At 73.3% G+C, this 23,667-nt stretch carries 24 protein-coding genes; 9 read left to right on the top strand and 15 right to left on the bottom strand.

The genetic code is table 11. From position 1 onward, the window contains the following. The first annotated feature begins 8 nt into the window (after positions 1 to 8). The 3 genes from DZA62_RS32170 to DZA62_RS32160 all read left to right on the top strand — a co-directional run bounded on the left by DZA62_RS32170 (position 9) and on the right by DZA62_RS32160 (position 2,136). Entirely contained in the window at positions 9 to 878 is an 870-nt protein-coding gene (locus tag DZA62_RS32170; RefSeq protein ID WP_116953073.1) for an aminoglycoside phosphotransferase family protein, read from the top strand. Between the two features lie 189 nt (positions 879 to 1,067). Next, positions 1,068 to 1,763, top strand: coding sequence for an SRPBCC family protein (locus tag DZA62_RS32165; protein WP_157988040.1), 696 nt, complete (start codon positions 1,068 to 1,070; stop codon positions 1,761 to 1,763). Further along, positions 1,756 to 2,136, top strand: coding sequence for a DUF1761 family protein (locus DZA62_RS32160; protein ID WP_116953059.1), 381 nt, complete (start codon positions 1,756 to 1,758; stop codon positions 2,134 to 2,136). The genes DZA62_RS32165 and DZA62_RS32160 overlap by 8 nt, the downstream gene beginning before the upstream one ends. On the opposite strand, the gene DZA62_RS32155 is transcribed toward DZA62_RS32160, so the two are convergent. After that, complete coding sequence (locus DZA62_RS32155; protein WP_116953058.1) at positions 2,133 to 2,417, bottom strand: putative quinol monooxygenase; 285 nt, start codon at positions 2,415 to 2,417, stop codon at positions 2,133 to 2,135. The genes DZA62_RS32160 and DZA62_RS32155 overlap by 4 nt on opposite strands. A gap of 144 nt (positions 2,418 to 2,561) precedes the next feature. On the opposite strand from DZA62_RS32155, the gene DZA62_RS32150 reads away from it, so the two are divergent. Both DZA62_RS32150 and DZA62_RS32145 read left to right on the top strand, forming a co-directional pair. Beyond that, on the top strand, positions 2,562 to 3,125 hold the full coding sequence (locus DZA62_RS32150) for a DUF937 domain-containing protein (protein WP_116953072.1): 564 nt from the start codon (positions 2,562 to 2,564) through the stop codon (positions 3,123 to 3,125). A gap of 45 nt (positions 3,126 to 3,170) precedes the next feature. Beyond that, positions 3,171 to 3,617 (top strand): methylglyoxal synthase, encoded by a 447-nt coding sequence (locus DZA62_RS32145; RefSeq protein WP_116953057.1) that lies wholly within the window; start codon positions 3,171 to 3,173, stop codon positions 3,615 to 3,617. A gap of 37 nt (positions 3,618 to 3,654) precedes the next feature. Here DZA62_RS32145 and DZA62_RS32140 read toward each other — a convergent pair whose 3' ends face one another. The 9 genes from DZA62_RS32140 to DZA62_RS32100 form a co-directional block, all read right to left on the bottom strand. Next, a complete protein-coding gene (locus DZA62_RS32140) occupies positions 3,655 to 6,582 on the bottom strand; it encodes an alpha/beta hydrolase (protein ID WP_116953056.1) in 2,928 nt (975 codons plus the stop codon). A gap of 88 nt (positions 6,583 to 6,670) precedes the next feature. Further along, positions 6,671 to 7,678, bottom strand: a complete 1,008-nt coding sequence (locus tag DZA62_RS32135) for a hydroxyacid dehydrogenase (protein WP_116953055.1) — start codon at positions 7,676 to 7,678, stop codon at positions 6,671 to 6,673. Beyond that, positions 7,675 to 8,577 (bottom strand): carbohydrate ABC transporter permease, encoded by a 903-nt coding sequence (locus tag DZA62_RS32130; RefSeq protein ID WP_116953054.1) that lies wholly within the window; start codon positions 8,575 to 8,577, stop codon positions 7,675 to 7,677. Before DZA62_RS32130 ends, DZA62_RS32135 begins: the two co-directional genes overlap by 4 nt. Continuing rightward, positions 8,574 to 9,470: a carbohydrate ABC transporter permease gene (locus DZA62_RS32125; RefSeq protein WP_116953053.1), complete on the bottom strand. Its 897-nt coding sequence runs from the start codon at positions 9,468 to 9,470 to the stop codon at positions 8,574 to 8,576. The genes DZA62_RS32130 and DZA62_RS32125 overlap by 4 nt, the downstream gene beginning before the upstream one ends. Continuing rightward, positions 9,467 to 10,723, bottom strand: a complete 1,257-nt coding sequence (locus DZA62_RS32120; protein WP_116953052.1) for an ABC transporter substrate-binding protein — start codon at positions 10,721 to 10,723, stop codon at positions 9,467 to 9,469. Before DZA62_RS32120 ends, DZA62_RS32125 begins: the two co-directional genes overlap by 4 nt. A 38-nt stretch (positions 10,724 to 10,761) precedes the next feature. Next, positions 10,762 to 12,048, bottom strand: coding sequence for an FAD-dependent oxidoreductase (locus DZA62_RS32115; RefSeq protein ID WP_116953051.1), 1,287 nt, complete (start codon positions 12,046 to 12,048; stop codon positions 10,762 to 10,764). Continuing rightward, positions 12,045 to 12,740 carry an SDR family NAD(P)-dependent oxidoreductase gene (locus DZA62_RS32110; protein ID WP_116953050.1) on the bottom strand — a complete coding sequence of 232 codons (696 nt, stop codon included), beginning with the start codon at positions 12,738 to 12,740 and terminating at the stop codon, positions 12,045 to 12,047. The genes DZA62_RS32115 and DZA62_RS32110 overlap by 4 nt, the downstream gene beginning before the upstream one ends. Then, a complete protein-coding gene (locus DZA62_RS32105; protein WP_198664424.1) occupies positions 12,737 to 13,504 on the bottom strand; it encodes a sugar isomerase domain-containing protein in 768 nt (255 codons plus the stop codon). The genes DZA62_RS32110 and DZA62_RS32105 overlap by 4 nt, the downstream gene beginning before the upstream one ends. Further along, positions 13,479 to 14,453, bottom strand: coding sequence for an ROK family protein (locus tag DZA62_RS32100; RefSeq protein ID WP_116953049.1), 975 nt, complete (start codon positions 14,451 to 14,453; stop codon positions 13,479 to 13,481). The genes DZA62_RS32105 and DZA62_RS32100 overlap by 26 nt, the downstream gene beginning before the upstream one ends. Before the next feature lie 98 nt (positions 14,454 to 14,551). On the opposite strand from DZA62_RS32100, the gene DZA62_RS32095 reads away from it, so the two are divergent. Beyond that, positions 14,552 to 15,268: a GntR family transcriptional regulator gene (locus DZA62_RS32095; RefSeq protein WP_116953048.1), complete on the top strand. Its 717-nt coding sequence runs from the start codon at positions 14,552 to 14,554 to the stop codon at positions 15,266 to 15,268. Here the strand turns inward: DZA62_RS32095 and DZA62_RS32090 are convergent. From DZA62_RS32090 to DZA62_RS32080, 3 genes are read right to left on the bottom strand one after another with little or no spacing between them, the layout of a single operon-like run. Then, positions 15,265 to 16,212, bottom strand: a complete 948-nt coding sequence (locus DZA62_RS32090) for a phosphotriesterase family protein (protein WP_198664423.1) — start codon at positions 16,210 to 16,212, stop codon at positions 15,265 to 15,267. The two genes, DZA62_RS32095 and DZA62_RS32090, sit on opposite strands and share 4 nt — an antisense overlap. Beyond that, a complete protein-coding gene (locus tag DZA62_RS32085; protein WP_116953047.1) occupies positions 16,209 to 18,203 on the bottom strand; it encodes a PQQ-binding-like beta-propeller repeat protein in 1,995 nt (664 codons plus the stop codon). The genes DZA62_RS32090 and DZA62_RS32085 overlap by 4 nt, the downstream gene beginning before the upstream one ends. 20 nt (positions 18,204 to 18,223) lie before the next feature. Then, on the bottom strand, positions 18,224 to 20,284 hold the full coding sequence (locus DZA62_RS32080) for a hypothetical protein (protein ID WP_116953046.1): 2,061 nt from the start codon (positions 20,282 to 20,284) through the stop codon (positions 18,224 to 18,226). Positions 20,285 to 20,673: 389 nt separating this feature from the next. Between DZA62_RS32080 and DZA62_RS32075 the strand changes: the two genes are divergently transcribed. Continuing rightward, positions 20,674 to 20,919 carry a ribbon-helix-helix domain-containing protein gene (locus DZA62_RS32075; RefSeq protein WP_116953045.1) on the top strand — a complete coding sequence of 82 codons (246 nt, stop codon included), beginning with the start codon at positions 20,674 to 20,676 and terminating at the stop codon, positions 20,917 to 20,919. Further along, a complete protein-coding gene (locus tag DZA62_RS32070; protein ID WP_116953044.1) occupies positions 20,913 to 21,257 on the top strand; it encodes a type II toxin-antitoxin system PemK/MazF family toxin in 345 nt (114 codons plus the stop codon). The genes DZA62_RS32075 and DZA62_RS32070 overlap by 7 nt, the downstream gene beginning before the upstream one ends. Before the next feature lie 4 nt (positions 21,258 to 21,261). Here DZA62_RS32070 and DZA62_RS32065 read toward each other — a convergent pair whose 3' ends face one another. Then, complete coding sequence (locus DZA62_RS32065) at positions 21,262 to 21,534, bottom strand: AbrB/MazE/SpoVT family DNA-binding domain-containing protein (RefSeq protein ID WP_116953043.1); 273 nt, start codon at positions 21,532 to 21,534, stop codon at positions 21,262 to 21,264. A gap of 64 nt (positions 21,535 to 21,598) precedes the next feature. Continuing rightward, complete coding sequence (locus DZA62_RS32060) at positions 21,599 to 22,564, bottom strand: ketose-bisphosphate aldolase (RefSeq protein ID WP_116953042.1); 966 nt, start codon at positions 22,562 to 22,564, stop codon at positions 21,599 to 21,601. A gap of 59 nt (positions 22,565 to 22,623) precedes the next feature. On the opposite strand from DZA62_RS32060, the gene DZA62_RS32055 reads away from it, so the two are divergent. Then, the gene (locus DZA62_RS32055) at positions 22,624 to 23,661 is read left to right on the top strand and encodes a LacI family DNA-binding transcriptional regulator (protein ID WP_198664422.1); all 1,038 of its coding nucleotides are present in this window, start codon (positions 22,624 to 22,626) and stop codon (positions 23,659 to 23,661) included. The last annotated feature ends 6 nt before the right edge of the window (positions 23,662 to 23,667 follow it).

Below are 23,667 nucleotides of genomic sequence, written 5' to 3'. Positions count from 1 at the left end.
CGCCGCGCATGCACGCAGGCCAGGTCGCGATCGGCGACGCGCTGGTGCGCCGGCTGGTCGACGCGCAGTTCCCGCGGTGGGCCGGTCTGCCGCTGCGGGCGGTGCGGTCGGCGGGCACGGTGAACGCGATCTACCGGCTCGGCGACGAGCTCGCGGTGCGGCTGCCGCTGGTGCCGTCGTGGGCCGGCGACCTCGAGCACGAGCTGGCCTGGCTGCCGCGGCTCGCCGGCGCCGGGCTGCCGCTGGCGATCCCGGAGCCGGTGACGGCCGGCGAGCCGGTCGACGAGTACCCGCTGCGCTGGGCGGTCTATCGCTGGCTGGACGGCGCGGTGCCGAGCGCCGGCGCGCTGGCCGACGACGTCGACGCGGCGGCGCGGCTGGCCGGATTCGTCCGCGCGCTGCGGGACGTCGCGCCGCACGGTGCGCCGCCAGGGAAGGGCGAGCGCCTGCTGGCCGCCGACGACGACGCCGTCCGGGCCGCGATCGCGACGCTCGACGGCACCGCGGATCCGGCCGCCGCGACCGTCGTCTGGGACGACGCGCTGGCCGCCGAGACGTGGGACGGCCGAACGGTGTGGGTGCACGGCGACCTGCTGCCGGTGAATCTGCTGATTGCCGGGGGTTCGCTGAGCGCCGTGCTCGACTTCGGTGCCTCCGGTTCCGGCGACGGCGCGTACGATCTGCTGCCGGCGTGGAGCGTGTTCACCGGCGCCGCCCGCGACACCTACCGGGCCGAGCTGGCCCCGGACGACGACGCCTGGGCACGCGGTCGCGGGTACGCACTGGTCAAGGGACTCATGGCGGTGCAGTACTACCGGGAGACCAACCCGGCGTTCGCCGCGCTGGCCGGACGGCTCATCGACGCGGCACTCGCCTGACCCGTCGCGCGGTGGTAGTTTGCCGAAGGTGGCGCCGTCCTGCGCCCAACCCTCGGTTCCGGTGCTCACGCCACCGGCGGCAGCGGGGGCAAAGGGGGCTCGAGCCCTCGGGATGCCGGTTCGGTGTGTCCTTTCCGGCGGACGTCGTGAGCGTGAGTCGCGTCGCGCCGCCGACGAGAGGAACACCCGATGACCAGGCAACGATCCTTCAAACAACTCGTCCGCACGCGCATGGCCAAGACCGGAGAGAGCTACACCGCCGCGCGTGCCGTGCTGCTGGCCGGGGCCGACCCGGGCGGCACGGGCAGCTCCGACGCCGCCGCGAAGCCCGTCCTCGCGACGTCCGACGCGACCATCCGCGAGCGCACCGGCCGCGGCTGGGAGGAGTGGTTCGACCTCCTCGACGAGTGGGGGGCGGCCGAGAAGTCGCACCGCGAGACCGCCCGCTGGGTGGCCGGGCAGCTCGGCGTGGTGCCGCTGGCGTGGAACGCGCAGGCGGTCGTCGGCAGCTACGAGCGGGCCCGCCTCGGCCGCGCCGTCGGCCAGCACGAGGACGGCTTCACCGTCGGCGTCTCGCGCACGATCGCCGTGAGCGCCGAGCGGCTCTTCGACGCCCTCGTCGACGAGACACGGCGGGCCGCGTGGCTGCCCGACGGCAAGCTCACCGAGCGGACGGCGACCCGCCCGGCGTCGGCCCGCTTCGACTGGGACGGCGGCCCGACCCGTGTCCACGTCGTCATCGACGTCCGCGACGCAGGCCGGTCGCGGATCACCGTGTCGCACGTCCGGCTCCCCAGCGCCGACGCGGCGACGGAACTGAAGACGTTCTGGCGCGAGCGGCTGGACGTGCTCAAGACCCGGCTGGAGGGCGGTTCCGATGCCTGACGTGTCGCTCGGCGCCGTCGCCGCCGGCACGGTCGCGGCGTTCGTCATCGGGTTCGTCTACTACGGGATCGTGGGCGCCCCCGCCGGCCCGGCCGGGCCCCCGCGGCGGCCCGCCTGGCAGCTGCCGGTCGTCGAGCTGGCCCGCAACCTCGTGCTGGCCGCCGTCGTCGTGGGGGTCGCCGCCGCGGCCGACGTCTCCTCAGCGGGCGGCGGACTGCTGCTCGGCCTGGCGCTGTGGGTGGGCTTCCCGCTGGTGCTCTGGACCGGCGCGCTGTTCCACGAGGGCGTGCCGCCGCGCACCGCGCTCGTCCACGGCGGCGACTGGCTGCTGAAGCTGCTGGCGATCGGCCTGATCGCCGGCGTCGCCGGTTAGAGCCGGATCTCCGAGCCGGCGGTGAACTCGCGGACGTCGGCGCCGGTGAGGAGCACGCCCTGCTCGTCGCCGGCGCCGTCGCCGCGGAACGCGTCCAGCGCCTCGCGCGACGCCCACCGCTCGTAGACGTTGATCCGCTCCGCGTCGACGAGGTCGGCCGACAACGCGTAGTCGAGGCAGCCCTCGGTCGTCCGCGCCTGCTCGACGACGGGGATGCAGGTGGCGAGGTACGCCTCGCGGTCGGCGGCGTTCACGCGCAGGTGTCCGGCGACGATGATCACGGCTCCTCCATGGGTGGGCGGACCCCGACGATACGTGCCAAGCCGTCCGCCCGTCACCAGGCCGAACCGGTCGCGGGCGCGACGGTGCGGCGGCATACTCGTCGCAGATCCGCGACGTTCTCGCCGCACACGACCGAGAGGCACATCATGGACATCGACGACCTGCTGACCCGGCTCCCGATCGACCAGATCGCCGCCTCTCTCGGGGTCGACGAGAAGACCGCCGAGCAGGCGACCCGGCAGGCGCTGCCGGCGCTGATCGGCGGCATGCAGGCCAACGCGCAGGACTCCGACGGTGCGGCGTCGCTGGCGAAGGCCCTCGACGACCACGACGACGACCTGGTGAAGGACGGCGTCGACCTCGGCCGCGTCAACACGAAGGACGGCGAGAAGATCGTCAGCAACGTGTTCGGCGGCAACCGCGACCAGGTCGTCAACCAGCTGGCCGGGTTCAACAGCAAGGGCGGCGGCTCGGACCTCATCGGCAAGCTGCTGCCGCTGCTCGCCCCGATCGTGCTGTCCTACCTCGCCGGCCAGCTCAAGGGCGGCGGCAAGGAGGCGCCGTCGCAGCAGGCGCAGTCCGGTGGCGGGCTGGCCGACATCCTCGGCGGGCTGCTCGGCGGCGGCAGCGGCAGCGGCGGTTCGGGCGGCGGCCTGGGCGACCTGCTCGGCTCCCTCGGCGGGCTGCTGGGCGGCGGCAAGCGCTGACACCGTCGTAACCGCGCGTTCATCGACCCGGCCGACGCTGGACGGGTGAGTGGAATTCGACGGCACATCGCGCTCGTGGCGCACGACAACAAGAAGGTCGAGCTGCTGAGCTGGGCCGCGTTCAACCGCGACACGCTGGCCCGGCATCAGCTCTACGCGACCGGCACCACCGGCACCATGCTCGAGTATGAGCTCGGGCTGCCGGTGACGCGGTTCCTGTCCGGCCCGGTCGGCGGCGACCAGCAGATCGGCGCGAAGATCGCCGAGGGCGTCATCGACCTGCTGATCTTCTTCTGGGACCCGCTCGAGCCGCAGCCGCACGACCCGGACGTCCGGGCACTGCTCCGGCTGGCGGCGGTGTGGAACATCGGAGTGGCCTGCAACGTCACCAGCGCCGACCTGATGATCTCGTCGCCGCTGCTGTCCGGCTTCTACCAGCGGCACCGGCCCGACTTCGGCGACCGCGAGTGGCAGGCGGCGAAGGCCGGCTGACGGTTGGTCAGCCGGCCTCCGCCGCGAGCCCGGGCCGTCAGCCCGACGACCCGCGCGGCGCCGACGCGATCACCAACTGGCCGGTGGCGGTCAGCGACGTACCCGCGCCGACCCCGGTGACGGCGAGGTAGCGGCTGCCCACGATGGCGGGGACGGCGACGGGGTGGGCCACGGCCCCGGCTGCGTCGGCCACGACGTCGACGGGCGTCATGCCCTCGACAGTGATCGTCACCGCCTCGCCGGCCCGGAAGCCGGCCGCCGTGACCAGTGCCTCGGCACCCGGCCGGACGACGCCGCGGGCGCCGATGCGCACGCCCGCCTGCACCCGCGCCAGCTCGTCGCAGGCCGAGCCGGGGGTCCCGTACGACGGCAGCGACGCGCCGCCGTCGAGCACCCCGTCGTCCTCGCGCAGCCAGGTGAACCCGATGGCCCGGCTGCCCATCACCGCGCCGGACGTGTTGATCACGCTCGCCTTGACCTGGGTTCCCGCGCTCGCGCTCGGCGCGGTGTCGCCCTGCCGGGACGCGCTGACCACCTTGCAGGTCTCGCCCGGCCCGAACGTGACCTCCTGCATGGTCGCGCCCGCCCGGCTGGTGGCCGAGCCGAGCACGGAGACGTAGCCGGTCACCGGCACCGGCGACGGACGGTCGAGGTAGACCGCGACCTCGGTGCTGCCGGGGCCGTCGCCCTCGTCGGTGTTCGGCGCGTAGACGTCGATCGTCCGCCAGGTGCGCGCACGGGCCCGGCCGACCGCCGACGACTCGAACGCCAGGTCCGACACGTACGCCGCGCCGGGCGCCGTGCCCGTCAGCCGGATCGCGGCCAGCCGGGCGACATCCAGACCGGCGGCGGCCAGCTCCGCGATCGGCACGTCGACCTGCTGCAGCACGATCTTCTTCAGCGTGCTGGCGGCCGCGGCCGTGTCCGACGTCGGCATCCTCACCAGCGCGTACGGGTTCAGCTCGCCGACCGGCGCGGACCAGGCCGCGCCCGACCGGTCCGTCACCGACAGGACCAGATCGGTGCCGGCGGAGACGGTCTCGTCGGCCGCCAGCTTGACCGAGAGCCGCTCGAACCGGCTCGCGTCGCGCTGCGCGGCCGGCACCGCGACGGACAGCCCTTCACCGGCCGCGGCCCAGCTCAGCCGGGTGAGCGGCGTCGCAGGGACGTTGCCGCCGTTGGAAGCGGGCGTCCAGTGCGGGGCCACCGCGCTCGGCGTCGACGCGCACGGCGGCAGCTGCTGCGGCACGGTGCGCTCGCTGAGGCTGGCGCACACCTGCGCCGTCGCCCCGCCGACGGTCGTCACCAGCGGCGACGTCTCCTCGAAGGTCGCCAGCGTCGACCGCGACCCGGCCGGCGCCGTCGACACGCTGCGGACGTCGGCCCCGCCGAGCGACGCCGGCACCGCGCCGGACCCGTCGAACATCGGCAGGAACTGCTCCTCGCCGCCCATGGTGAGCCGGAACCAGGCCGACATGTAGGCGGTGCCGACGTCGTACTGCGCCGCGGGCGAGAGCCGGATCGAGGTGTCCGCGACCGACGGGTCGGTCCCGCACGTGGGCTCGACCCGGCGGGCCGCGCTGCCCCAGTCGTCGCTGACGCTGAACGAGAACAGGCCCGGCGTCCAGACGGTGTTGAAGAAGTTGTGGTTGGCGCCCATGACCCACACGCCGCTGCGCAGCACGTCGTCGTCGAACGCGTACCGCGAGTCGTCCAGCAGGTGCTGGCCCTGCTGGTTGGAGACGTCGCCGTCGCAGTACGGCAGGACCACGTTCATCGGGACGTCGGGCACGGTCATGCGGCCGAAGTCGACCGGCGCGAGCGGGAGGATCGACTCGATCGCCCACGGCTTCGGCAGCGCCTGGTTGAGCACGGCCGCCGACGTCACGCCCTCACCGCCGCGCGAGTGCCCCATCAGCCCGATGTGCCCGAGGTCGAACCGGCCGCGCAGGTCGGCGGCGGAGACGGTGTCGAGTTCGTCGACGCCGCCGGGGAAGGCGCCGGCACGCGCGGAGAGGGCTGCGGTCCCCGCCGCGAGTGCCTGGTTCAGGGTGACCTCGCGATCGGTCCAGGCGTCGTGGTAGGCCACCCGGCGGCCCTTCGTCGCCTGGTCCAGCATCGCCAGCGTGTCGAGGATCAGCCGGCCGCGCGCCTGGGCGCCCTGGTCGGCGGCGAGCTGGTTGTCGTTCGCGTTGACCGCGTTGGCCGAGATCGAGACGACCGCGTAGCCGTGGCTGGCCAGGGCCCGCGCGGTGCCGTCGTACCCGAGGTAGCTGGGGATCGACAACCGGGCCGGGCTCGCGTCCGGCGACGGCGCGCACGGCCAGCGGTTCGGGTTGGCCGCGCCGTCGCCGTAGCAGGAGCCGTGCCGGCCGTGCAGCAGGATCACCGTGGGCCGGGCGCCGCCGGTCGTGGGCAGGTAGAGCTTGCCCTCGAGCTCGCCGCGGAGGCCGCCGATGGCCGCGAGCGGGACGGCCTGGTCGCCGAACGCGTAGATCGACTCGCTCCAGTCGTACGGCCCCGGCTCCAGCGGGTTCGCCGCGATCTCCGCGGCGGACACGACCGGCACCTCGGTGGCTTCGGTGGCCACGGCCGGCGCCGCGGCGGACTCGCTGGACCAGCCGGGCTCGACGGTGCCGGCCGCCGCGACCGCGGGGTCGGCCGTGTAGACCGTGAGCGACTGGCCGTCGCCGGACTCGGTGGCGAGGCCGATCGACTCGCCGTCGACGACGATCGTCGGGGCGTCGCCGCGGATCGGCAGCGCCTCGTCCAGCTCGACGGTGACCTGGTACCCGCCGGGTGCGCGTTCGACGGACCAGTCCGGGCCGGACGCGACCTCGGCCGGCTCTTCCGGCCCGGGTGCCGCGGTGGCCGGGGACGGCCCCGTGACCAGCGCGGCGAGCAGCACGGACGACAGCACGGCCGTCGCCCCGGGGACGATGCCCCGGCGAGCGAATGTGCCCACAGATGGCTCCTCAGGAGTAGGGGAGCCACAGTCTGACCGCGCGAGCTTTCCGTCCCATTTCGGTGATTTCGCAGTGATATTTCGCCGTTCACCCGAGTCGGGCCAACTGCTCCTCGACGACCTCGTGCCGCAGCGGCTCGCCGGCGAGGAACCGGGCGATCTCCTCGGCGACGAGGCGGCCGCCGCGCACCCGCGCCTCCAGCGTGCCGCCGGCCTCGTGCGGCGTGAGCAGGACGTTCGGCAGCGACCGCAGCGGGTGGCCGACGGGCAGCGGCTGCTCGTCGTAGACGTCGATCGCCGCGTCGATCCGGCCGGTGCGCAGCTCGGCCAGCAGCGCGTCACCGTCGACGAGGGCGGACCGGGCCGTGTTGACCAGCAGTGCCCCGTCGGGCAGCAGGGCCAGCTCGCGCGCGCCGATCATCCGCCGCGTCCGCGGCAGCACCGGCGCATGCAGCGCCAGCACCCGCGAGGTCCGCAGAACGGTGTCGAGGTCGGCGACGGCGACCCCGAGCGCGTCGGCCTCGGCGGCCGGCAGGAACGGGTCGGCGACGGTGACGACGCCCCCGAGCGCGCGCACCAGCTCGACGTACGCCCGGCCGGTCCGCGACGCCCCGACGACGCCGACCGAGCTGCCGGCCAGCTCGTGCCGTGGCGGCGCCACCTTGGCCTCCGTCCACGGCGTGCCCGAGCGAAGGGCAAAGTCGAACCGGTGCACTCGATGCAGTAGGGCAAGTGTCAGGGCAACCGCCTGCTCCCCGACGGCACGGGCCATCGCGGCGCCGGCCTGCGTGACGCGGACGCCGCGGGCGAACGCGTCGGCGCCGATGTACGGCTTCACCGACGCTCCGGTGTGCGCGACCAGCCGCAGCCGCGGCGCCGCGTCGAGCACGGGGCCGGTGACGGACGCGCACGGCCAGCTGGTCACCAGCACGTCGGCCGGTCCGGCGAGCGCCGCCAGCCCCTCGGCGGAGCCCAGCGCGGCGCCGTCGGCCGCCACGCGCAGCTCCCCCAGGCCGCCGAGCGCGACGCCCGTCCCGTCCGGGAAGAACAGCGCCCGCAGGTCCGCGGGCACCGCGACCGCGATGACCACGCTCATCCCTTGACCCCGGTCATCGTGACGCCCTCGGTGAAGTACCGCTGCCCGACCAGGTAGGCCATGAAGATCGGCACGAACGCCACCACCGACCCGGCCAGCACGACGTTCAACGGCGCGTTCTCGGCGTTCAACGACGCCAGGCCGGTCGTCAGCGTGCGCATGTCGGTGCTCTGCCCCACGATCAGCGGCCAGAGGAAGTCGTTCCAGTGCCACAGGAACACGAACACGCCGAGCGTCGCCATGATCGGCTTGATCAGCGGCAGCACCATCGACACGTACATCCGCCACTCCGAGCAGCCGTCCAGCATGGCCGCCTCGAACAGCTCGTCGGGCAGCGACTTGATGAACTGCCGCATGAGGAAGACGGCCTGCGCGTTGGCCAGCGTCGGCAGGATCAGCCCCCAGTACGTGTTCACGCCGCCGGCCTCGGAGATGACGATGAAGCTGGGGATCAGCGTGACGTGGTAGGGCACCATGATCATCGCGATGAACGACCAGAACATCACCTCCTTGCCCGGGAACCGCTTGCGGGCGAACGCGTACCCGGCCAGCGACGCGAGGAACAACACCGCGACCACCGACACCACCGAGTAGACGGCCGTGTTGAAGGTCCAGCGCAGCACCGACTCCGCGCTCAGCACCCGCTCGTACGCCTCCGTCGAGATCGGCCACGGCAGCAGGCTGTCCGGCATGACGATCGCGCCCGCCGGCTTCAGCGACAACACGACCATCGCGTAGAACGGGAACAGCGTCACGACGGCGGCGAGGAACAGCAGCACCGCCCGCACCGCCGTCCCGGCCCGGCTGGGCTGCAGCGCCCGGTAGGGCCGGCGCCTCGGCGACCCGCCACCCGCGCCGGTGTCGGCGTCCAGTGCGGCCGGCGTGCTCAGCGCGGTCATCGGTCCCTCCCCAGGGTCAGCCGCTGGATCAGCGCGACCACCAGCGTCATCACGAACAGCGCCAGCCCGATCGCGCTCGCGTACCCGAAGTCGAAGTACCGGAACGCCTGGTCGTAGAGCTGGAAGACGAGCATGTAGCTGGACTGCGCCGGCCCGCCGCCGGTCATCACGTAGACCGTGTCGAACACCTGGAACGACACCGTCGTCTCGATGACCGCGAGGAAGAACAGCGCGGGCCGCAACTCCGGCAGCACGATGTAGCGGAACCGGTGCCAGGCGCCGGCGCCGTCGGTGAGCGCCGCCTCCTCCAGCTCGCGCGGGATGTCCTGCAGCCGCGCCAGCAGGATCAGCATGCCGAACCCGAACCGCGTCCACACCGCGACGATGACCAGCGCCGGCACCACCAGCGCGGTGTCGGACAGCCACGACCGGTCCGGCAGGCCGACGGCGCCCAGGAGCGACGACCACGGCCCGCCCTGGGAGAAGATCCAGGTGAACACGATGCCGGCCAGCACCAGGCTGGTCACGACCGGCAGGAAGAAGATCGACCGGAACAGCCGGACGCCGCGGAACGACCGCCGCACCAGCAGCGCCATGCCCAGGGCGGCCAGGATCGACAGCGGCACCGCGAGCACCGAGTAGACCAGCGTCGTGCGCAGCGCCCGCCAGAACAGCGGGTCGTCGACCATGCGCCGCAGGTTGTCCAGGCCGGTCCAGCTGGTCTCCGCGCCGATCGTGTAGTCGGTGAACGCGAGCACGCCGCCCGCGAGCGCCGGCCCGAACCGGAACGCGAGGAAGAACAGCAGGACCGGCAGGACGAACAGCAACCCGACGCGGGCCTCCCGCCGGCGCAGCGACCGGCGGGAGGCGACCGCGATGCCGCTCACCGTCATCCGAGGAGCGCGTTCGCCGCCGCGGCGGCGTCGTCGAGCGCCTGCCGCGGGTCCTTGTCGCCGACGAGGACCGCCTGGATCTCCGGCGCCAGCACGCCCATGACCTCGCGTGCGTGCGCGTTCAGCGGGCCGACGGTGGTCAGGCCGGCGTACTGCTCCAGCTCACCCAGGATCGGGTCGCCGTCGTAGAGCGTCCCGACCGACTCCTTCGTGGAGAAGAACCGGCCGGCGGTGTCGTACTCGGCGGCACGGTCGGCGGCGGTGACGAAGTCGATCCACGCACCGGCGGCGTCCTTGTTCTCCGACGTGCGCAGCATCGACAGCGAGCCGACGGTGCCGTACTGGATCTGCTCGGCGTCGCTCAGCGGCGGCCGGACGACGACGTTCTCGGCGCCCCAGAAGTCGACCAGGTACTGCGGCTCCATGTCCCAGATGCAGGCGACCTTGTTCTGCGCGATGCGGGTCTGCTCCAGCGGCGGCTCGGTGGTCAGCGGCGCCGAGTCGACGTAGCCGTCCTCGACCAGCTGCTGGACGAACTCCAGCGCGCGCACGCCCTCGTCGCTGTTGAACGCCACCTCGGTGCCGTCGTCGTTGAAGACGTCGCCGCCGGCCTGCCAGAGCAACGGGTAGAAGGACAGGTTGAGCGAGTTGGCGACGTCGCCCCGGTAGGCGGTCATGTCGTAGCCGGCCGCCTGGAACGCCGGCGCCATCGTCAGCAGGTCGTCCCACGTCTCCGGGTACTCCGTCTGCCCGACGGCGTCGAAGACCTGCTTGTTGCAGACCAGCGCGAGGACGCTCTGCAGGATCGGCGCGCCCATCATCTGCCCGTCGATGCTGACGGAGTCGACGACGTTCTGCCGGTAGTCGGCCTTCTCGTCCTCGCTGAGGTAGTCGTCGATCGGCTCGATGTTGCGTGCGTAGGCCGGCAGCTGGTCCGGGATCAGGTAGACGACGTCCGGGGCGCTGTTGCCGGCGATGGCCGTCGTCAGCGCCTGGTCGCGGTCGGCCCATGGGAAGATCTCGACCGTCACGTCGACGTCCGGGTACTCCTCGTTGAACGCCGCGATGGTGTCGTCCCAGAACGCCCGGTGGGTGGGCTCGTCGGCGATCGCCGGGTAGGTCCACATGGTGACCTCGCCCGAGACGCCGCCTTCGCCGCCCGCGTCGTCGGTGTCGTCGCCGCCGCAGGCGGTGGCGAGCAGTCCGATGCCCAGGGCGAGCACGGCTGCGGTCGGAGCGTTGCGGGTGCGCATCTCTCCGTCTCCTTCTCTGTCGCTGTCTTCGTGTGGGGTCAGAGCACGGCCGCGCCGTCGGCCAGCCGGTCCCGCAGGACCGCCGCGTCCAGCGCGCCGGCGGCACCGTCCGGTGCCAGTGCCGCCGCGGTGCCGGCCGCCTGTCCGAGCGCCATGCACTGGGCCATCGAGCGCACGGAGGCGTGCGCGTCGTGCGTGGCGGACAGGCAACGGCCGGCGACGGCCAGGTTGTCCAGTTCTCCAGGTAGCAGGCAGCGGTAGGGCACGCCGTAGGTGCGTCCGGACCGGTGCCCGCCGACGTACTCCCAGATGGTCGACTCCCCGCCGTCGTGGTCCTCGACGGGTGCGCCGCAGCGGGCGACGGCGTCCGGGAAGTCGCGTGCCTCCAGGACGTCGTCGCGGGTGAGCACGTACCGCCCGATCAGCCGGCGGGTCTCGCGCACGCCGATGCGCACCGACGTCGACAACAGGTAGGCATCCTCGTACCCCGGCACCTCCTCGGTGAGGAAGCGGACGTACTCGGCCACCTGGGCCCGTCCCTCGGCCTCCGCCGCCGAGAGCTGCCACGGGTCGGTCGGATCCACTCCGCCGACCCGGGTCAGGTTCGTGTGCACGACGCCGGGCAGCACCGTCCGGTGCACCGAGCCCTCGCGCCGCGGCAGCCGGTAGCGACCGGACTCGGCCGCCTTCGCCAGCCGCTCGTGCAGCTCTTTCGTCGTGATGACGTTCGTGTCGACGCCGCCGAGCCGGAAGGTCGCGGTGAGCGGCTGCAGCTTCTGGTCGTCCGCCGGACGCTCGAGGGCGGCGCCGGCCCGCCACGCCACCTCGGCGTCGCCGCTGGCGTCGACGACGGTTCTCGCCGTGACGGTGCGAGTGCCGGCCCTGGTGACGACGGTGAGGCCGTCGACCCGCCGGTCCTTGGTGGTGACACCGGTCAACGTGGTGTGGAGGAGGGTGGCGACGCCGGCCTCGTGCGTCAGGCGGTCCCAGGTGCGCTTGAGCGCCTCGGGCTCGTAGGTGACGCCGGTGCCGGCGCCGTAGCTGTTCGGCCGCTCGAACGCCTGCCCGTCCGCCAGCAGCGACGCGGCGACCTCCCAGCCGATGCCGCCGACCACCCGGCCCTTCGGGGCGTCGTCGCCGCCCGGTGCGTAGAAGCCGTAGAACGTGTCGAGGACCGCGGCGCCGGTGCCTCCGAGGAACCCGGCCGCCTCGATCAGCAGCGTGCTCGCTCCGGCTCGCGCCGCCGCCACCGCGGCGGCGCATCCCGCCGACCCGCCGCCGACCACGACGACATCGCCCTCCCACAGCGGCGGCGGCGCGCTCATCGCAGACTCCAGCCACCGTCGGCGGGCAGCACCGCGCCGGTCACCTGCGCCGACGCCGGCGAGAGCAGCCACGCGACCGCCACCGCGACGTCGTCCGGCGATCCGGCCCGGCCGCCGAGCGGCATGAGGTCCGGCAGCCGGCCGCCGATCGCCGGGTCCGTCAGAGCACGAGCCGCCATCGGGGTGTCCACCAGCCCGGGCGCCACGACGTTGACCCGGACGCCGTCGGGGGCGCCCTCGAAGGCGGCCGCCCGGACCAGCGTCTCGACGGCACTCTTGCTGGTCAGGTAGGCGGCGGTGAGGAAGTCGCGGTCCAGGGTCCGGGCCAGCGCCGACCCGATCACCACGGCCGAGCCGCCGCCGTCGTTGCCGCGCAGCACCGGCAGCGCCGCGCGGAGCAGCCAGAACACCGAGTCGAGGTTGACCCGGTGCACCTCGTGCCAGGCTTCGTCGGTGCACCCGCTCACCGGACCGTCGCCGAGCCGCCGGCCGGACCGGCCGACCGCGTGCACGACACCGTCCAGTCCGCCGAGCTCGTCGAGCGCCCGCGCGACCGCCTTCTCCGCGCCGCCGGGCCGGGTGATGTCGGCGGTGTCGCGGTCGGCGGCGACGACGTGCGCGCCGGCGGCGGTCAGGGTGGCGACGCACGCCGACCCGATGCCGCCGGAGCCGCCGCAGACCAGGACCCTCATGGCGTCCCCCGCAGGACCGCGGCGGCCCGGCGGCCGTGGTCGAGGTAGGCGGCCTCGAACCGGGCGGCCGACTCCTCCGGGCCGACCAGCGCCTTGCTGGTGAGCACCGGCGGCATCGTTCCGGCGGCCGTCAGCAGCTCGGCGACCCGCACCTTGATCTCGTTGACGATCGCGACCGCGGCCAGCGTGCTGCCCGGCCCGACCGGCACGTCCAGTCCGTCGACCCCGCACAGGGCGTCGCCGGGCGGGGTGCACAGATCGATGACGACGTCGGCGTGGTCGGCCAGCCGCGTGCCCGAGCTGTGCCGGGCCGGGGCGGAGCGGGACTCCGCGAGCGCCGTCACCGCGATGACCTTGAGGCCGGCCTTGCGGACCTGCTGGGCGATCTCGATCGGGACGGCGTTCAGGCCACTGGCGCTGAACACGATCATCGCGTCGGTCTCGCGCAGCGTGAAGTTGGCCAGAATCTGCTCGGCGAGCCCTTCGACCCGCTCGATGAACATCGCCTGCCGCTGCCCGTTCGCGCCCACGACCTGGGTGTGGAACGTCATCGACAGCTCGACGATCGGGTGGTAGCCGGGATACGAGCCGTAGCGCGGGAAGAGCTCCTCCACCGGGATGCGCGAGTGGCCGGTGCCGAAGGTGTGCACCACCCCGCCGCCGCCGATCGAGTCCGCGCAGAACCGGCTGGCCGTCTCGATGGCCTCGCCCTGCGTCCGCGCGATCGTGTCGAGCACCTCATGCGCTCGCCTGATCCAGCTCACGCGCACCTCCGTCCGTCGTGGTCGAATCCAGGGCTGCCAGGGCGGCGCCGACGGCTCCCGCGTCGGGTCCCAGCCCGGCCGCGACGACGTCGACCACGCCGATGAAGTCGCGTCGTTCGGCGAGTGCGGCCTCGATGGACGGGCGCAGCCGCGGCAGGCCGGCCGCCACTCCGCCGCCGACGACCAGCAGATCGGCCGGCAGGACCGCACACAGGCTGGCGACGGTCTCACCGATGGCCCGGCCCGCGGCGGCGACGGCCGTCTGGGCCCGCGGGTCGGCGGGCGCGAGGAAGACGTCGGCGGCGCTGATGCGGCCGGCGGCGCGGGCGATCGCCGTCGCGCTGGCGTAGGTCTCGAGGCAGCCGCGGTGGCCGCAGCCGCAGGGCGGGCCGCCGCGGTCGTAGACGAGGTGGCCGATCTCGCCCAGCCGGTCGTCCGGGCCGGTCAGCAGCGTGCCGCCGCTGACGACGCCGCCACCGACCCCCGTGCCGAGTGTCAGGAACAGCACGTCGTCGTAGCCGCGGGCCGCTCCCAGCCGCCATTCGGCGAGGCAGAACGCGCGGGCGTCGTTGACGACGGTGACCGGGCGGCCGGTGGCGCCGCGCAGGGTGGCGGCGAGCGGGAAGCCCGGCCAGTCGCCGGGAACGTTCGGCAGGAACCGGACGACGCCGGTCGCCCGGTCGACGTGGCCCGGCACGCCGACACCGATCGCCGAGATCCGGGCGCCGCGCGCCGCGTCCCCCGGCGCGTATCCGACGGCGGCATCGGCGGCGGCCAGTGCGGCGAGGTCGGCGGCGGCGGCCAGTGCGGAGAGGTCGGCGGCGACGGCCGCGGGGTCGCCGGCAGTCGGGATCGCACCCCGGACCAGCACCCGGCCGGTCCGCACGTCGAACACGACCCACTTGACCGTGGTGCCGCCGACGTCGATGCCCAGGACCCTCTCGTGCACGCCACTCCCTCGAAGAAAGCAACCTGACTGGCTGTCTAGATAGGCAGAGTATCTATACTGCTAGTGAGTTCGTCAACCACTCAAATGACGGGGACTGGATGAAGTCGACCACACCGCCCGCGTACGTGATCATCGAGAGCGAGCTGCGCAAGATGATCGCGAAGGCGCAGCCGGGCGACCCGCTGCCGTCCGACGCGGAGTTGTGCCGGCGCTTCGGCGTCAGCCGCATGACCGCGCGCCAGGCCGTCCAGCGGCTGGCCGCCGACGGACTGCTGTACCGGGTCTCCGGCCGCGGCACGTTCGTCGCGCAGACGCCGGTGCACCGGCGCATCAACACGCTGCTCTCGTTCACCGAGGAGATGCGCCGCCGCGGGCTGAAGGCGGGCTCGCGCCTGCTGCAGTCGGGCGTCCGGGCCGGCACCGACCACGAGGTCGTGGCGCTGCAGCTGCCGGTCGGCGGGCTGGTGGTCGCGATCCAGCGGCTCCGGCTGGCCGACGGCGTCCCGATGGCGGTCGAGAACGTCCGGCTGCCGGCCGTCTGCGCCGGCGTGCTCGAAGCGAACCTGGAGGAGACGTCGCTGTTCGTGGCGCTGGAGGCGATCGGGCGCACGCCCACCCGCGCGCACGGAACGCTCACCGCGGCCGCGGCGGACGTCCAGGAGGCGCAGTGGCTGAACGTTCCGCCCGGCGCGCCGCTGCTGATCGAGCAGCGCACGATCCACGACCAGGCCGACGCGCCGCTGGAGTTCACCGAGTCCCGCTACGTCGGCGGCCGCTACCTGTTCGACATCGAACTGCTCCGCCAACCCGGCTAGACGACCGCCCAGGTCAACGCCGACCACGCGTTCGCCCGCAGGATCGCGTCGACGGCGTCGTGTCCGACCTGGGCACGCAGCCGCGGGACGAACGTCTCCCCCAGCACCGCCATGCCAGGCCCGCCGCCGATCGCGCGCAGCTGCGAGCGCCGCCCGACGTCGGTCCCCAGCAGCACGCGATCGCCGTGGCCCGCGACGACCATCCGCTCGACGAGGTCGAGCAGCACGGAGTCGGGGCGGTACTTGATCCGCCCGACGGTGTCGTAGAGCAGGTACGCACCCCGCGACGCCAGCTCGGCGTGCAGCCCGGGGTCGGGGTTGCGGTCCAGGTGCGCCAGCAGCACCCGATGCGCCGGGACGCCGCCGGCCGCCAGCAGGTCGAGCAGCTCCGGCCCCAGCGTCCCGATCTCGCAATGGACGGCGACCGGCGCACCCGTGCGCCGCGCGGCCGCGGCACCCGCGCCCAGCCGGGTCCGCTCGGCCGCGGACGCCCGCTGGTAGGACGCGCCGAGCTTGACGATCCCGGCCCGGTGCTCGGTCGGCGCCGGCGTCGGGCCCTGCCAGTCGCGCGCGTCGACGCCGCCGGTCAGGTCCGCGACGAGCACCTCCTCCAGCACCGACGCCGGCTCGCGGTACACCCAGTGCCCGGCCGGGTAGTGCGCGTCGCGGTGGTAGCCCGTCGCGGCGACGACGTGCACACCGGTCCGCCGGCTCACCTCCGCCAGCCCCGGAACCGAGCGGCCGAGACCGACCGGGGTCAGGTCGACGATCGTGTCGATGCCGGCGGCCCGCACCGTCTCGACCTCGGCGACCATCGAGTCGACGTCGCCGAAGTCGTCGCCGGGCAGCGCCGGCGAGCACAGGAACAGATGCTCGTGCGCGTCGACGGCGCCCAGCCCGGCCGGGTCGGCCGGGCCGAGCACCGTCATGACGAACCCGCTCACGGCACCAGCCGATGCAGCACGGCGCCCTTGGACAGGTACAGCGCACCGTCGTCGCCGAGCACGACGGCCGACACCCCGGACGTCACGACGGAGACCGCACCAGCGGCGACGTCGGCGCGCAGCAGCTGCCCGCCGACGACGGCGTACACCGTGCCGTCGGGCAGCACCGCGAGCCGCTGCCCCTCGGACCAGACGTGGTCGACGTTCGTCCAGTCCTCCGCCGGGACGGAGATCTCGCGCACGACCTGCCGCGTCGACGGGTCAAGCTCGAACAGCCGCCCTTGGGTCAGCCCCCACAGAGTCCCGGACGGCGACACCGCCAGCTCCGTGACCGCGGGCAGGCCGGGGTACGGGACGACCTCCCAGAGCTTGGTCCGGGTCACCGGGTCGTACGCGAACACCCTGCCGTCGTCGCCGGGCGGGACGATGCCCAGGCCCGCCCACTTCGACGTGCTCGCGTAGACGACGTCGCCGATCGCGACCGCGGACACGACGCTGCCGCTCCCGGCCACCCCGCGATCCACCGCGACCGACCCGGTCGCCGGGTCGTAGACGCTGATCGCGCCGGCGAGCTGCCCGTAGTTCGGCACCGTCCCGATGACCAGGCGACCGGCCGCCCACGCCAGCGCCATCGGCCGATCCTGGCCCTGTGCGGACAGGTTCGCGACGGGGCCCGGGTTGCCGCCCCACGCGAACGGCGCGCCCGGGTCGTACCGCAGCACCGTCCCCGCGGGGTAGGTCCCGAGGTAGAGGTCGGAGCCGACGCGCAGCATCTCGTCGGTCTGCCCGACCGTCCCGCGCGGCACCTGCGCCATTCCACCGGTGGCCGGGTCGTACCACGAGAGCCCGCCGGAGCCGAGCCCGCCCGCCCAGATCCGGCCGTCCGGCCCGACACCCAGCGCCCGGATGTGCACCGGCTCGCCGGTGATCTCCAGCTGGTCGACCCGCGACTCGCCGGTGCGCGGGTTGTGCACCCACAGCCGGCCGATGTAGTCCGTCATGACCAGCGACTCGCCCGGGTAGCCGGGCTCGTCCAGGTCGATCCAGGCGAAGCCGCGCGAGGTGAACATCGACGGGAACGCGCCGGTCTCGCGGATGCGCCCGGTCAGCGTGCTGAACGCGTTCAGCCGGCCGTTGGTGCCGACGAAGTAGACCTCCTTGCGCATCGGCGCCACCGGCGAGACGTCCAGCCCGCCGGCCGGCCCGAGCGGTGCGAGCCACCGCTGCGCCCGCAGATCGTAGCGCAGCATCGTCCGCGACGCGGTCAGGTGCACGTAGGCGACGTCGCCGCGGACGGTGACCTGGTTGACCTCGTGCTCGGCGTCGTACGGCGCCGGCAGCGGGATCGGCGTGACGGCGCCGGAGGCGATGTCCACGCGGACGAGGCGCGCCCGCTGGGTGCCGAGGCCGGCGTAGACCGCGTCGCCCCAGACGACGGCGCTGCGCAGGTACTGCGAGTCCGGCGACAGGTTGCCGTAGTCGCGGAACGTGCCGTCGTCGGGGTCGTACGCGAACAGTTGCCCGGTCGGGTAGCCGCCGAAGAACACCGTCCCGTCCGGGTGGATGCCCAGCCCGTAGAGGTACGTGACGGCGCTCGACGGGCGGCCGAGGTCGGTCAGCGTATTCGTCGCGTAGTCGTAGGAGTAGAGGCGGCCCTGCTGGAACGTCGCGATGTACAGCGTGCCGTCCGGCGCGACGGCGAGGTCGCGCGAGCCGATGGCGCCGTCCAGCCGGACGGACCGGATCGACCGGCGTTCGCGCAGGTCGATGACGTGCAGGCTGGTGGTGCCGGAGCCGAGCAGCACCGTGTAGATGACCGGCGTGCCGTCGGGCAGCGTGCCGTAGGCGACCTTGTCGATGGCGACGTTCGTGATGGGCGTGCCGACCTCGGTGAGGTCGGCGACCGGTTCGGCAGGGGCACTCGCCGCGCCGCCGACCACGAGGGCGACGGCGGCGGCGAGGGTGGCGAGCCGGCTGGCGAGACGTGGCATGAGCGGGGTTCTCCTCGGACTCAGGTGAAGACGAAGTGCCGGCCCTCGAGCGACTCCGAGACGCCGACCTGGGCGATCACGTCGTTGGTGGCGACCGCCTCGGCGGTGGTCTTGAGGATGATCTGGGCGTTGCTGGGCTGAATGGCCGAACCCGCCGCGACGCCGGCGACGGTGGGCGCGCCGGACCCGGCGGCGGGGCACTCGATCAGCTTCACCGTGTACCGCTGGCTGCCGGCACCGGTCGCGATCAGCACGATCTCGACCTGCCAGGCGCCGGCCTGGTTCGGCGTCAGCGACTTCGTCATGACCAGCGCCGTGCCGACGTACACCCGCAGCGTCTTCGGGTTGGCGTTGTTCGTCGTCGCGCCGGTGAACGTCGTGCGGACGGCCGCGCCGGCGGTGTTCAGGTTGAACGCCGGGATCGCGTGGGTGTGCAGGTTGTCCTCGCCGGTGATGACGTTGCCGACGTCGGCCGTGGTGAACAGCGGCCGCAGCTGGTGGCCCTGGTTCTGGTAGAGCGCGACATTCGTGCCGCCCGTCCGCACCGGCGTCGTGCCCGCGGGCGCCCGGTTGTTGCGGGCGAAGCCGGACGCGTCGACGTTGAGCAGGTCGATGAAGACCGCCGCGTGCGTCGTGTTCTCCGGCACGAGCACGTTGTTCTCGATCCGCATCACCCGGAGCAGCGTGTTGTCGTCGATCTCCAGGTTGCTGAAGTTGTCGATCCGGGCGCAGCGCGGCTGCACCGACATCGCCCCCGGCGTACGGGTGTAGACCTTGTTGCCGGACAGCTCGAGGAAGTCCCTGGGTAATGAGCTGCCGCCCTGGAACCACAGTTCCGCCGGGTCCTCGATGGTGTTGCCGACGACGCGGTTGCGCTGGCCCTGCACGACGATCGCCCGGGAGAAGCCCTTGACGACGCAGTCGCGGATCTCGCTCTCGTTCTCCGACGGCGCGGCGAAGAAGCCCATCGTCTGGATGTCCTGCGCGGCGTGCGGCGGCTCGGGGTTGTTCCGGATCGCGTGCCGGCGCCCGCCGACGATCGTCGTGTTCTCGACGATCACCTTCCCGAGCGGCCCGACGGTGTGCGAGACGCCGACGACGTAGCCGGTCGCGTCGATGAAGCTGCCGGAGAGCCGGACGGTGCCGGCCAGCGAGCCGGCGAAGTCGACGCAGTTGAGGTTCTGCTCGCCGACGTCGGTGTCCGGGCCGGCCGCGACGAAGTCCGGGCCCGGGTAGCAGTGGATGTCGCGCAGGCTCCAGTTGCCGCCCTGGAACTTCATGCACCGGCGGGTCTGGCCGTTGTACAGGAAGTGGCAGCTCTCGAACGTGCCGTGCATCGTCGGCGTGGCCCGCTGGTCCAGCACGTGCACGAAGTCGTTGTCCTCCCCCTCGCCGCCCGACGCGGTGACGTTGCGCACCGTCACGCGCTCGCAGTCGAAGACGAACAGGTGGTTGACCTTGCCGGCCTGGTTGGCGAAGACGTCGTCCTTGCGCCCGACGAAGTCGCGGCCCACGTAGCCGTCGACGATCACCTCCTGGACGCCCTTGACGGTGATGCCGTACGTGCCCAGCGACGTCGAGTTGCCCGGCAGGTCGAGGAAGCCGAGGTTCGCCATCCGGGTGTCGTACATGCGCAGCTCGCCGCCGTCGGAGCGCCAGGCGCCCTCCGGGATGTTCTGCCCGTCGACGACCAGCCCGTACAGCCGGGTGTCGCAGTTCGTGGCCTGGAACCAGCGGCCGGCCGGGCCGACGGCGTGCAGGCTCGCGTCCGGCACCAGCAGCGCGCCCGGCATGAAGCGGACGTCGATCGTCGCACCGGTGATCGCCACCTGCCCGACGGTGTACGTCCCCGGCGGCACGACGATCTGCCGGCCGTCCGCCGCCGCGACGTCGGCCGCGAAGGCCGCCGCGTTGGCCGGGCCGGTGGCGGCCGGGTCCATGGTGCTCTCGACCTCGCCCGCGGAGAGCAGGCCCAGTTTCGGGCCGGCGGCGGCCGTCGCGGGGGTGAGGGCGGTGGCCGCGGCTCCGGCGGTGGCGGCGCTCGCCGCGGTGACCAGGGCGCGGCGGGTGAAGGTGCTCATCGTGCCTCCCGGTTGTCTAGCGGTATAGACAGATAGACACTTGTGGGCGCACAGTAGCCGCACGCCGGGAGACGGGTCAATGTCCGATTCGTCCGGCGATCACCGGGCCGCGTGCAGGGTCAGGCGGCGACGAGTGCCGCGACGGCGCGCACGATGACCGCGCGGCGGCGTTACGTGAACGCACCTTGGCGGCGTTGCTCTCGAGCACGATCTCCAGCGGCCGGGCGCCGGCCCACTCCAGCCGGAACCAGGTGGCCAGCCGCTGCGCCCAAGGGCCGCTCCCGGTAGGAGTCGAACAGGCCGTCCTTGCTGCCGAAGTAGTGGTAGATCTGCGCCTGTTGCTGGCTGGGCACGGGGTCCCGGCGGTAGTACCCGGTTATACTCGGGGTGTGAAGACCGCGATCTCGCTCCCCGACGCCACGTTCGAGCGCGCCACCCGCCGAGCCGCGGAGCTGGGCATGAGCCGCTCGGAGTTCTTCGCGCGCGCCGCCGAGCAGTACCTGCGCCAGCTCGACGACGCCTCGCTCACGGCCCAGATCGACCAGGTCCTCGACCGCACCGGCGACGACGACTCCGCGGGCGTCGCCGTGGCGGCCGGCCGGCACACGCTCGCCGCCGACGAGTCCGACTGGTGATCGCCCGGGGCGACCTCTACTGGGCCGACCTCGGCGCACCGCGCGGCAGCCGCCCGGCCAAGCGGCGCCCGGTGCTGATCGTCCAGGCCGACCCCTACAACGCCAGCCGCCTCGCCACCACGCTCGCCGTCGTCGTCACCTCGAACACCGCCCGGGCCGAACTGCCCGGCAACGTGTTCCTCCCGGCCGCCGCCACCGGCCTCCCCCGCGACTCCGTCGTCAACGTCACCGCCCTGGTGACGGTCGACAAGCGGGACCTGCGCGACCGCGCCGGCCGCGTCCCACCCCACCTCATGCCCGCCGTCGACGACGGCCTGCGCCGCATCCTCGGCCTCTGAATGCTCAGTCCGGTGCGATCAGCCGCAGCCGCGGGAAGTACGTGCGGTAGCGCGTCGTATCACGGGTGAGCAAACGATACGATCGCACGGCGGCGTGGGCGCCGACGAGCGCTCGCTCCAGCGCCTTCCCGGACCACTCCGCCCACTGCGGATCGGCGGTGGCGACGTCGAGCAGGACGCAGGAGTCGGCGACATCGGCCTCGTCCCCTTCGCGCCGGCCGAACTGCCGACGCAGCTCAGCGGGGACGGTGACCTGACCCTTGCTGTTGAGTCGCACGTCGCCTCCCTGTGACACCTAGTACGTGTACAACGTATCGCGCATGGGACCAGCGCTCCCGCCGTCAGCGGCGGTACAGCGACGCCCGGCCGGCCTGGCCGAACAGCACCATCCGCTCCTCCAGCAGCCGCTGCGCCGACTCGCGGCCCGCGGCGAGATAGGTCGCCGGGTCGACGGAGGCGGGGTCGGCGGCCAGCGCCTCTCGGACGCCGGCGGTGAAGGCGAGGTAGTGGTCCATCCCCTGGTTGATCTTGCGGACCCCCAGCTCGATGGCCGCCACCTTCTCCTCGTCCGCGACGCCCCAGGACGACGGCACCCGCCCGCCGGCGGCGTTCACGCGCGCACGCAGCGAGTCCGGCAGCGACGACGACCCGTGCAGGACGAGGTGGGTGGTGGGGACGAGCGCGGCGATCTCGGCGACGAGGTCCAGCCGCAGCACCGAGCCGTCCGGCGGGGTGTCGAACTTGTAGGCGCCGTGCGACGTGCCGATGGCGACGGCGAGCGCGTCGACCCCGGTGGACGAGACGAAGGCCGCGGCCTCCGCCGGGTCGGCCAGCACGATCTCGGCCCGCGCCGTCCCGTCCTTCGAGCCGCCGATCGTGCCCAGCTCCCCCTCGACCGACACCCCTCGCTCGTGCGCGTACGCGACGACCCGCCGCGTCACCTCGACGTTGCGCTCGAACGACGCCGGCCGGCCGGCCGCGTCCAGCGAGCCGTCGATCATCACGCTCGTGAACCCGGCCGAGATCGCCCGCACGCAGGTCTCGTACGACGGCCCGTGGTCGAGGTGCAGTGCGACGGGCACCTCCGGGTACTCCTCGATCAGCCGGAGCAACGCCGCCCAGAACACCGTGTCCGGCCCGTGCGGGTGGGCGCCGGCGAGGGTCTCGACGATCACCGGCGAGTCGGTCGCGCGGGCGGCGTCGAGGACGGCCTGGGCCATGGTGAGGTCAGCGACGTTGAAGGCGCCCACGCCGAATCCGGCGCCGGCGGCGACGTCGAGCAGGGTACGGTTCGTGACGAGCGTCATGGCAGCTCCGGTGGCATCATTCGGGAGAAGACGGGGGCGGTGCAGTGGACGGTCCGCACGTGACGGGAGCCGGCGGGCGCACCCTGCGCCTGGCCGACATCGCGACCCGCGCCGGCGTGTCCGTCAAGACGGTGTCGCGCGTCATCAACGCCGAGCCGCACGTCGCCGCCGCCACCCGGCAGGCGGTCGAGGACGCCATCGAAGAGCTCGGCGCCGGCGGCGAGGGCCGGCCGCGCGGACGCAAGCGGCGCACGGGCGTCGTCGGGCTGATCTTCCCGGACGTCCGCAACGACTACTTCGCCGCGGTCAGCCGGGCGTTGCAGGAGCGGCTGGCCACCGTCAGCCCGACGCTGGTGTCCAGCGACTCCGACGACGACCTGCACATCGAGGACGAGATCCTGCAGGCCTACCGCCGGCTCGAGGTCGACGGCCTGGTGATCTTCCCGACCGGAGCTCCGGGCCTGCCGGAGTTCGCCCAGCAGATCCCCACCGTCGTCGTCGACCGGACGGTGCCGTCGGTGCGCGGGCTGGTCGACCACGTGCTGCCGGACAGCCGCAGGGCGGCCGAGTCGCTGACCCTGCACATGATCGAGCAGCACCACGTGCAGCGGGTCTGCCTGGTGGCCGGCAACCTCGGGGTGTCGACGCTGCGCAACCGGCACACCGCGTTCCACCGGGTGGTCGGCCGCACGGGGACCGAGAACCACGTCCTGGCCGGCCTGACCACCGCCGAGGAGGCCGAGACCGCGGCGTACGCGCTGTTCCGCACGCTGGAGCCGCCGTTCGGGGTGCTGTCGACGAACAGCCTGATGTTCTGGGGCGTGCTGTCGGCGGCGCTCCGGCTCGGGCTGAAGATCCCGTCCGACATCGTGCTGACCACGTTCGACCAGATCCCCGGCGTCGGGACGACGGGCATCGTCCCGACCAACGCGGTGGCGCCGGCGACGACCCTGGCCGCGCGGGTGGTGCAGCTGCTCACCGAGCGCATCAACAACCCGGGTCTGCCGCCGCGGCTGCTCGAGATCGACTACGACATCGCCTACGGCACCACCTGTGGCTGCATCCCGCTCGACGCCGCCCGCAACGTGCTCGGCTGAGGGCGC

Source organism: Jiangella endophytica (assembly GCF_003427025.1).
GTDB classification, from domain to species: domain Bacteria; phylum Actinomycetota; class Actinomycetes; order Jiangellales; family Jiangellaceae; genus Jiangella; species Jiangella endophytica.
This window is presented reverse-complemented; position numbering and strand designations above follow the sequence as displayed.

What these genes read in the sequence shown, in the direction of transcription:
- DZA62_RS32170 (WP_116953073.1), top strand. Translation starts at nt 9, where the DNA reads ATGCACGCAGGCCAGGTCGCGATCGGCGACGCGCTGGTGCGCCGGCTG.
- DZA62_RS32165 (WP_157988040.1), top strand. Translation starts at nt 1,068, where the DNA reads ATGACCAGGCAACGATCCTTCAAACAACTCGTCCGCACGCGCATGGCC.
- DZA62_RS32160 (WP_116953059.1), top strand. Translation starts at nt 1,756, where the DNA reads ATGCCTGACGTGTCGCTCGGCGCCGTCGCCGCCGGCACGGTCGCGGCG.
- DZA62_RS32135 (WP_116953055.1), bottom strand. Translation starts at nt 7,678, where the DNA reads ATGAGCGTGGTCATCGCGGTCGCGGTGCCCGCGGACCTGCGGGCGCTG.
- DZA62_RS32130 (WP_116953054.1), bottom strand. Translation starts at nt 8,577, where the DNA reads ATGACCGCGCTGAGCACGCCGGCCGCACTGGACGCCGACACCGGCGCG.
- DZA62_RS32125 (WP_116953053.1), bottom strand. Translation starts at nt 9,470, where the DNA reads ATGACGGTGAGCGGCATCGCGGTCGCCTCCCGCCGGTCGCTGCGCCGG.
- DZA62_RS32120 (WP_116953052.1), bottom strand. Translation starts at nt 10,723, where the DNA reads ATGCGCACCCGCAACGCTCCGACCGCAGCCGTGCTCGCCCTGGGCATC.
- DZA62_RS32115 (WP_116953051.1), bottom strand. Translation starts at nt 12,048, where the DNA reads ATGAGCGCGCCGCCGCCGCTGTGGGAGGGCGATGTCGTCGTGGTCGGC.
- DZA62_RS32110 (WP_116953050.1), bottom strand. Translation starts at nt 12,740, where the DNA reads ATGAGGGTCCTGGTCTGCGGCGGCTCCGGCGGCATCGGGTCGGCGTGC.
- DZA62_RS32095 (WP_116953048.1), top strand. Translation starts at nt 14,552, where the DNA reads ATGAAGTCGACCACACCGCCCGCGTACGTGATCATCGAGAGCGAGCTG.
- DZA62_RS32085 (WP_116953047.1), bottom strand. Translation starts at nt 18,203, where the DNA reads ATGCCACGTCTCGCCAGCCGGCTCGCCACCCTCGCCGCCGCCGTCGCC.
- DZA62_RS32080 (WP_116953046.1), bottom strand. Translation starts at nt 20,284, where the DNA reads ATGAGCACCTTCACCCGCCGCGCCCTGGTCACCGCGGCGAGCGCCGCC.
- DZA62_RS32060 (WP_116953042.1), bottom strand. Translation starts at nt 22,564, where the DNA reads ATGACGCTCGTCACGAACCGTACCCTGCTCGACGTCGCCGCCGGCGCC.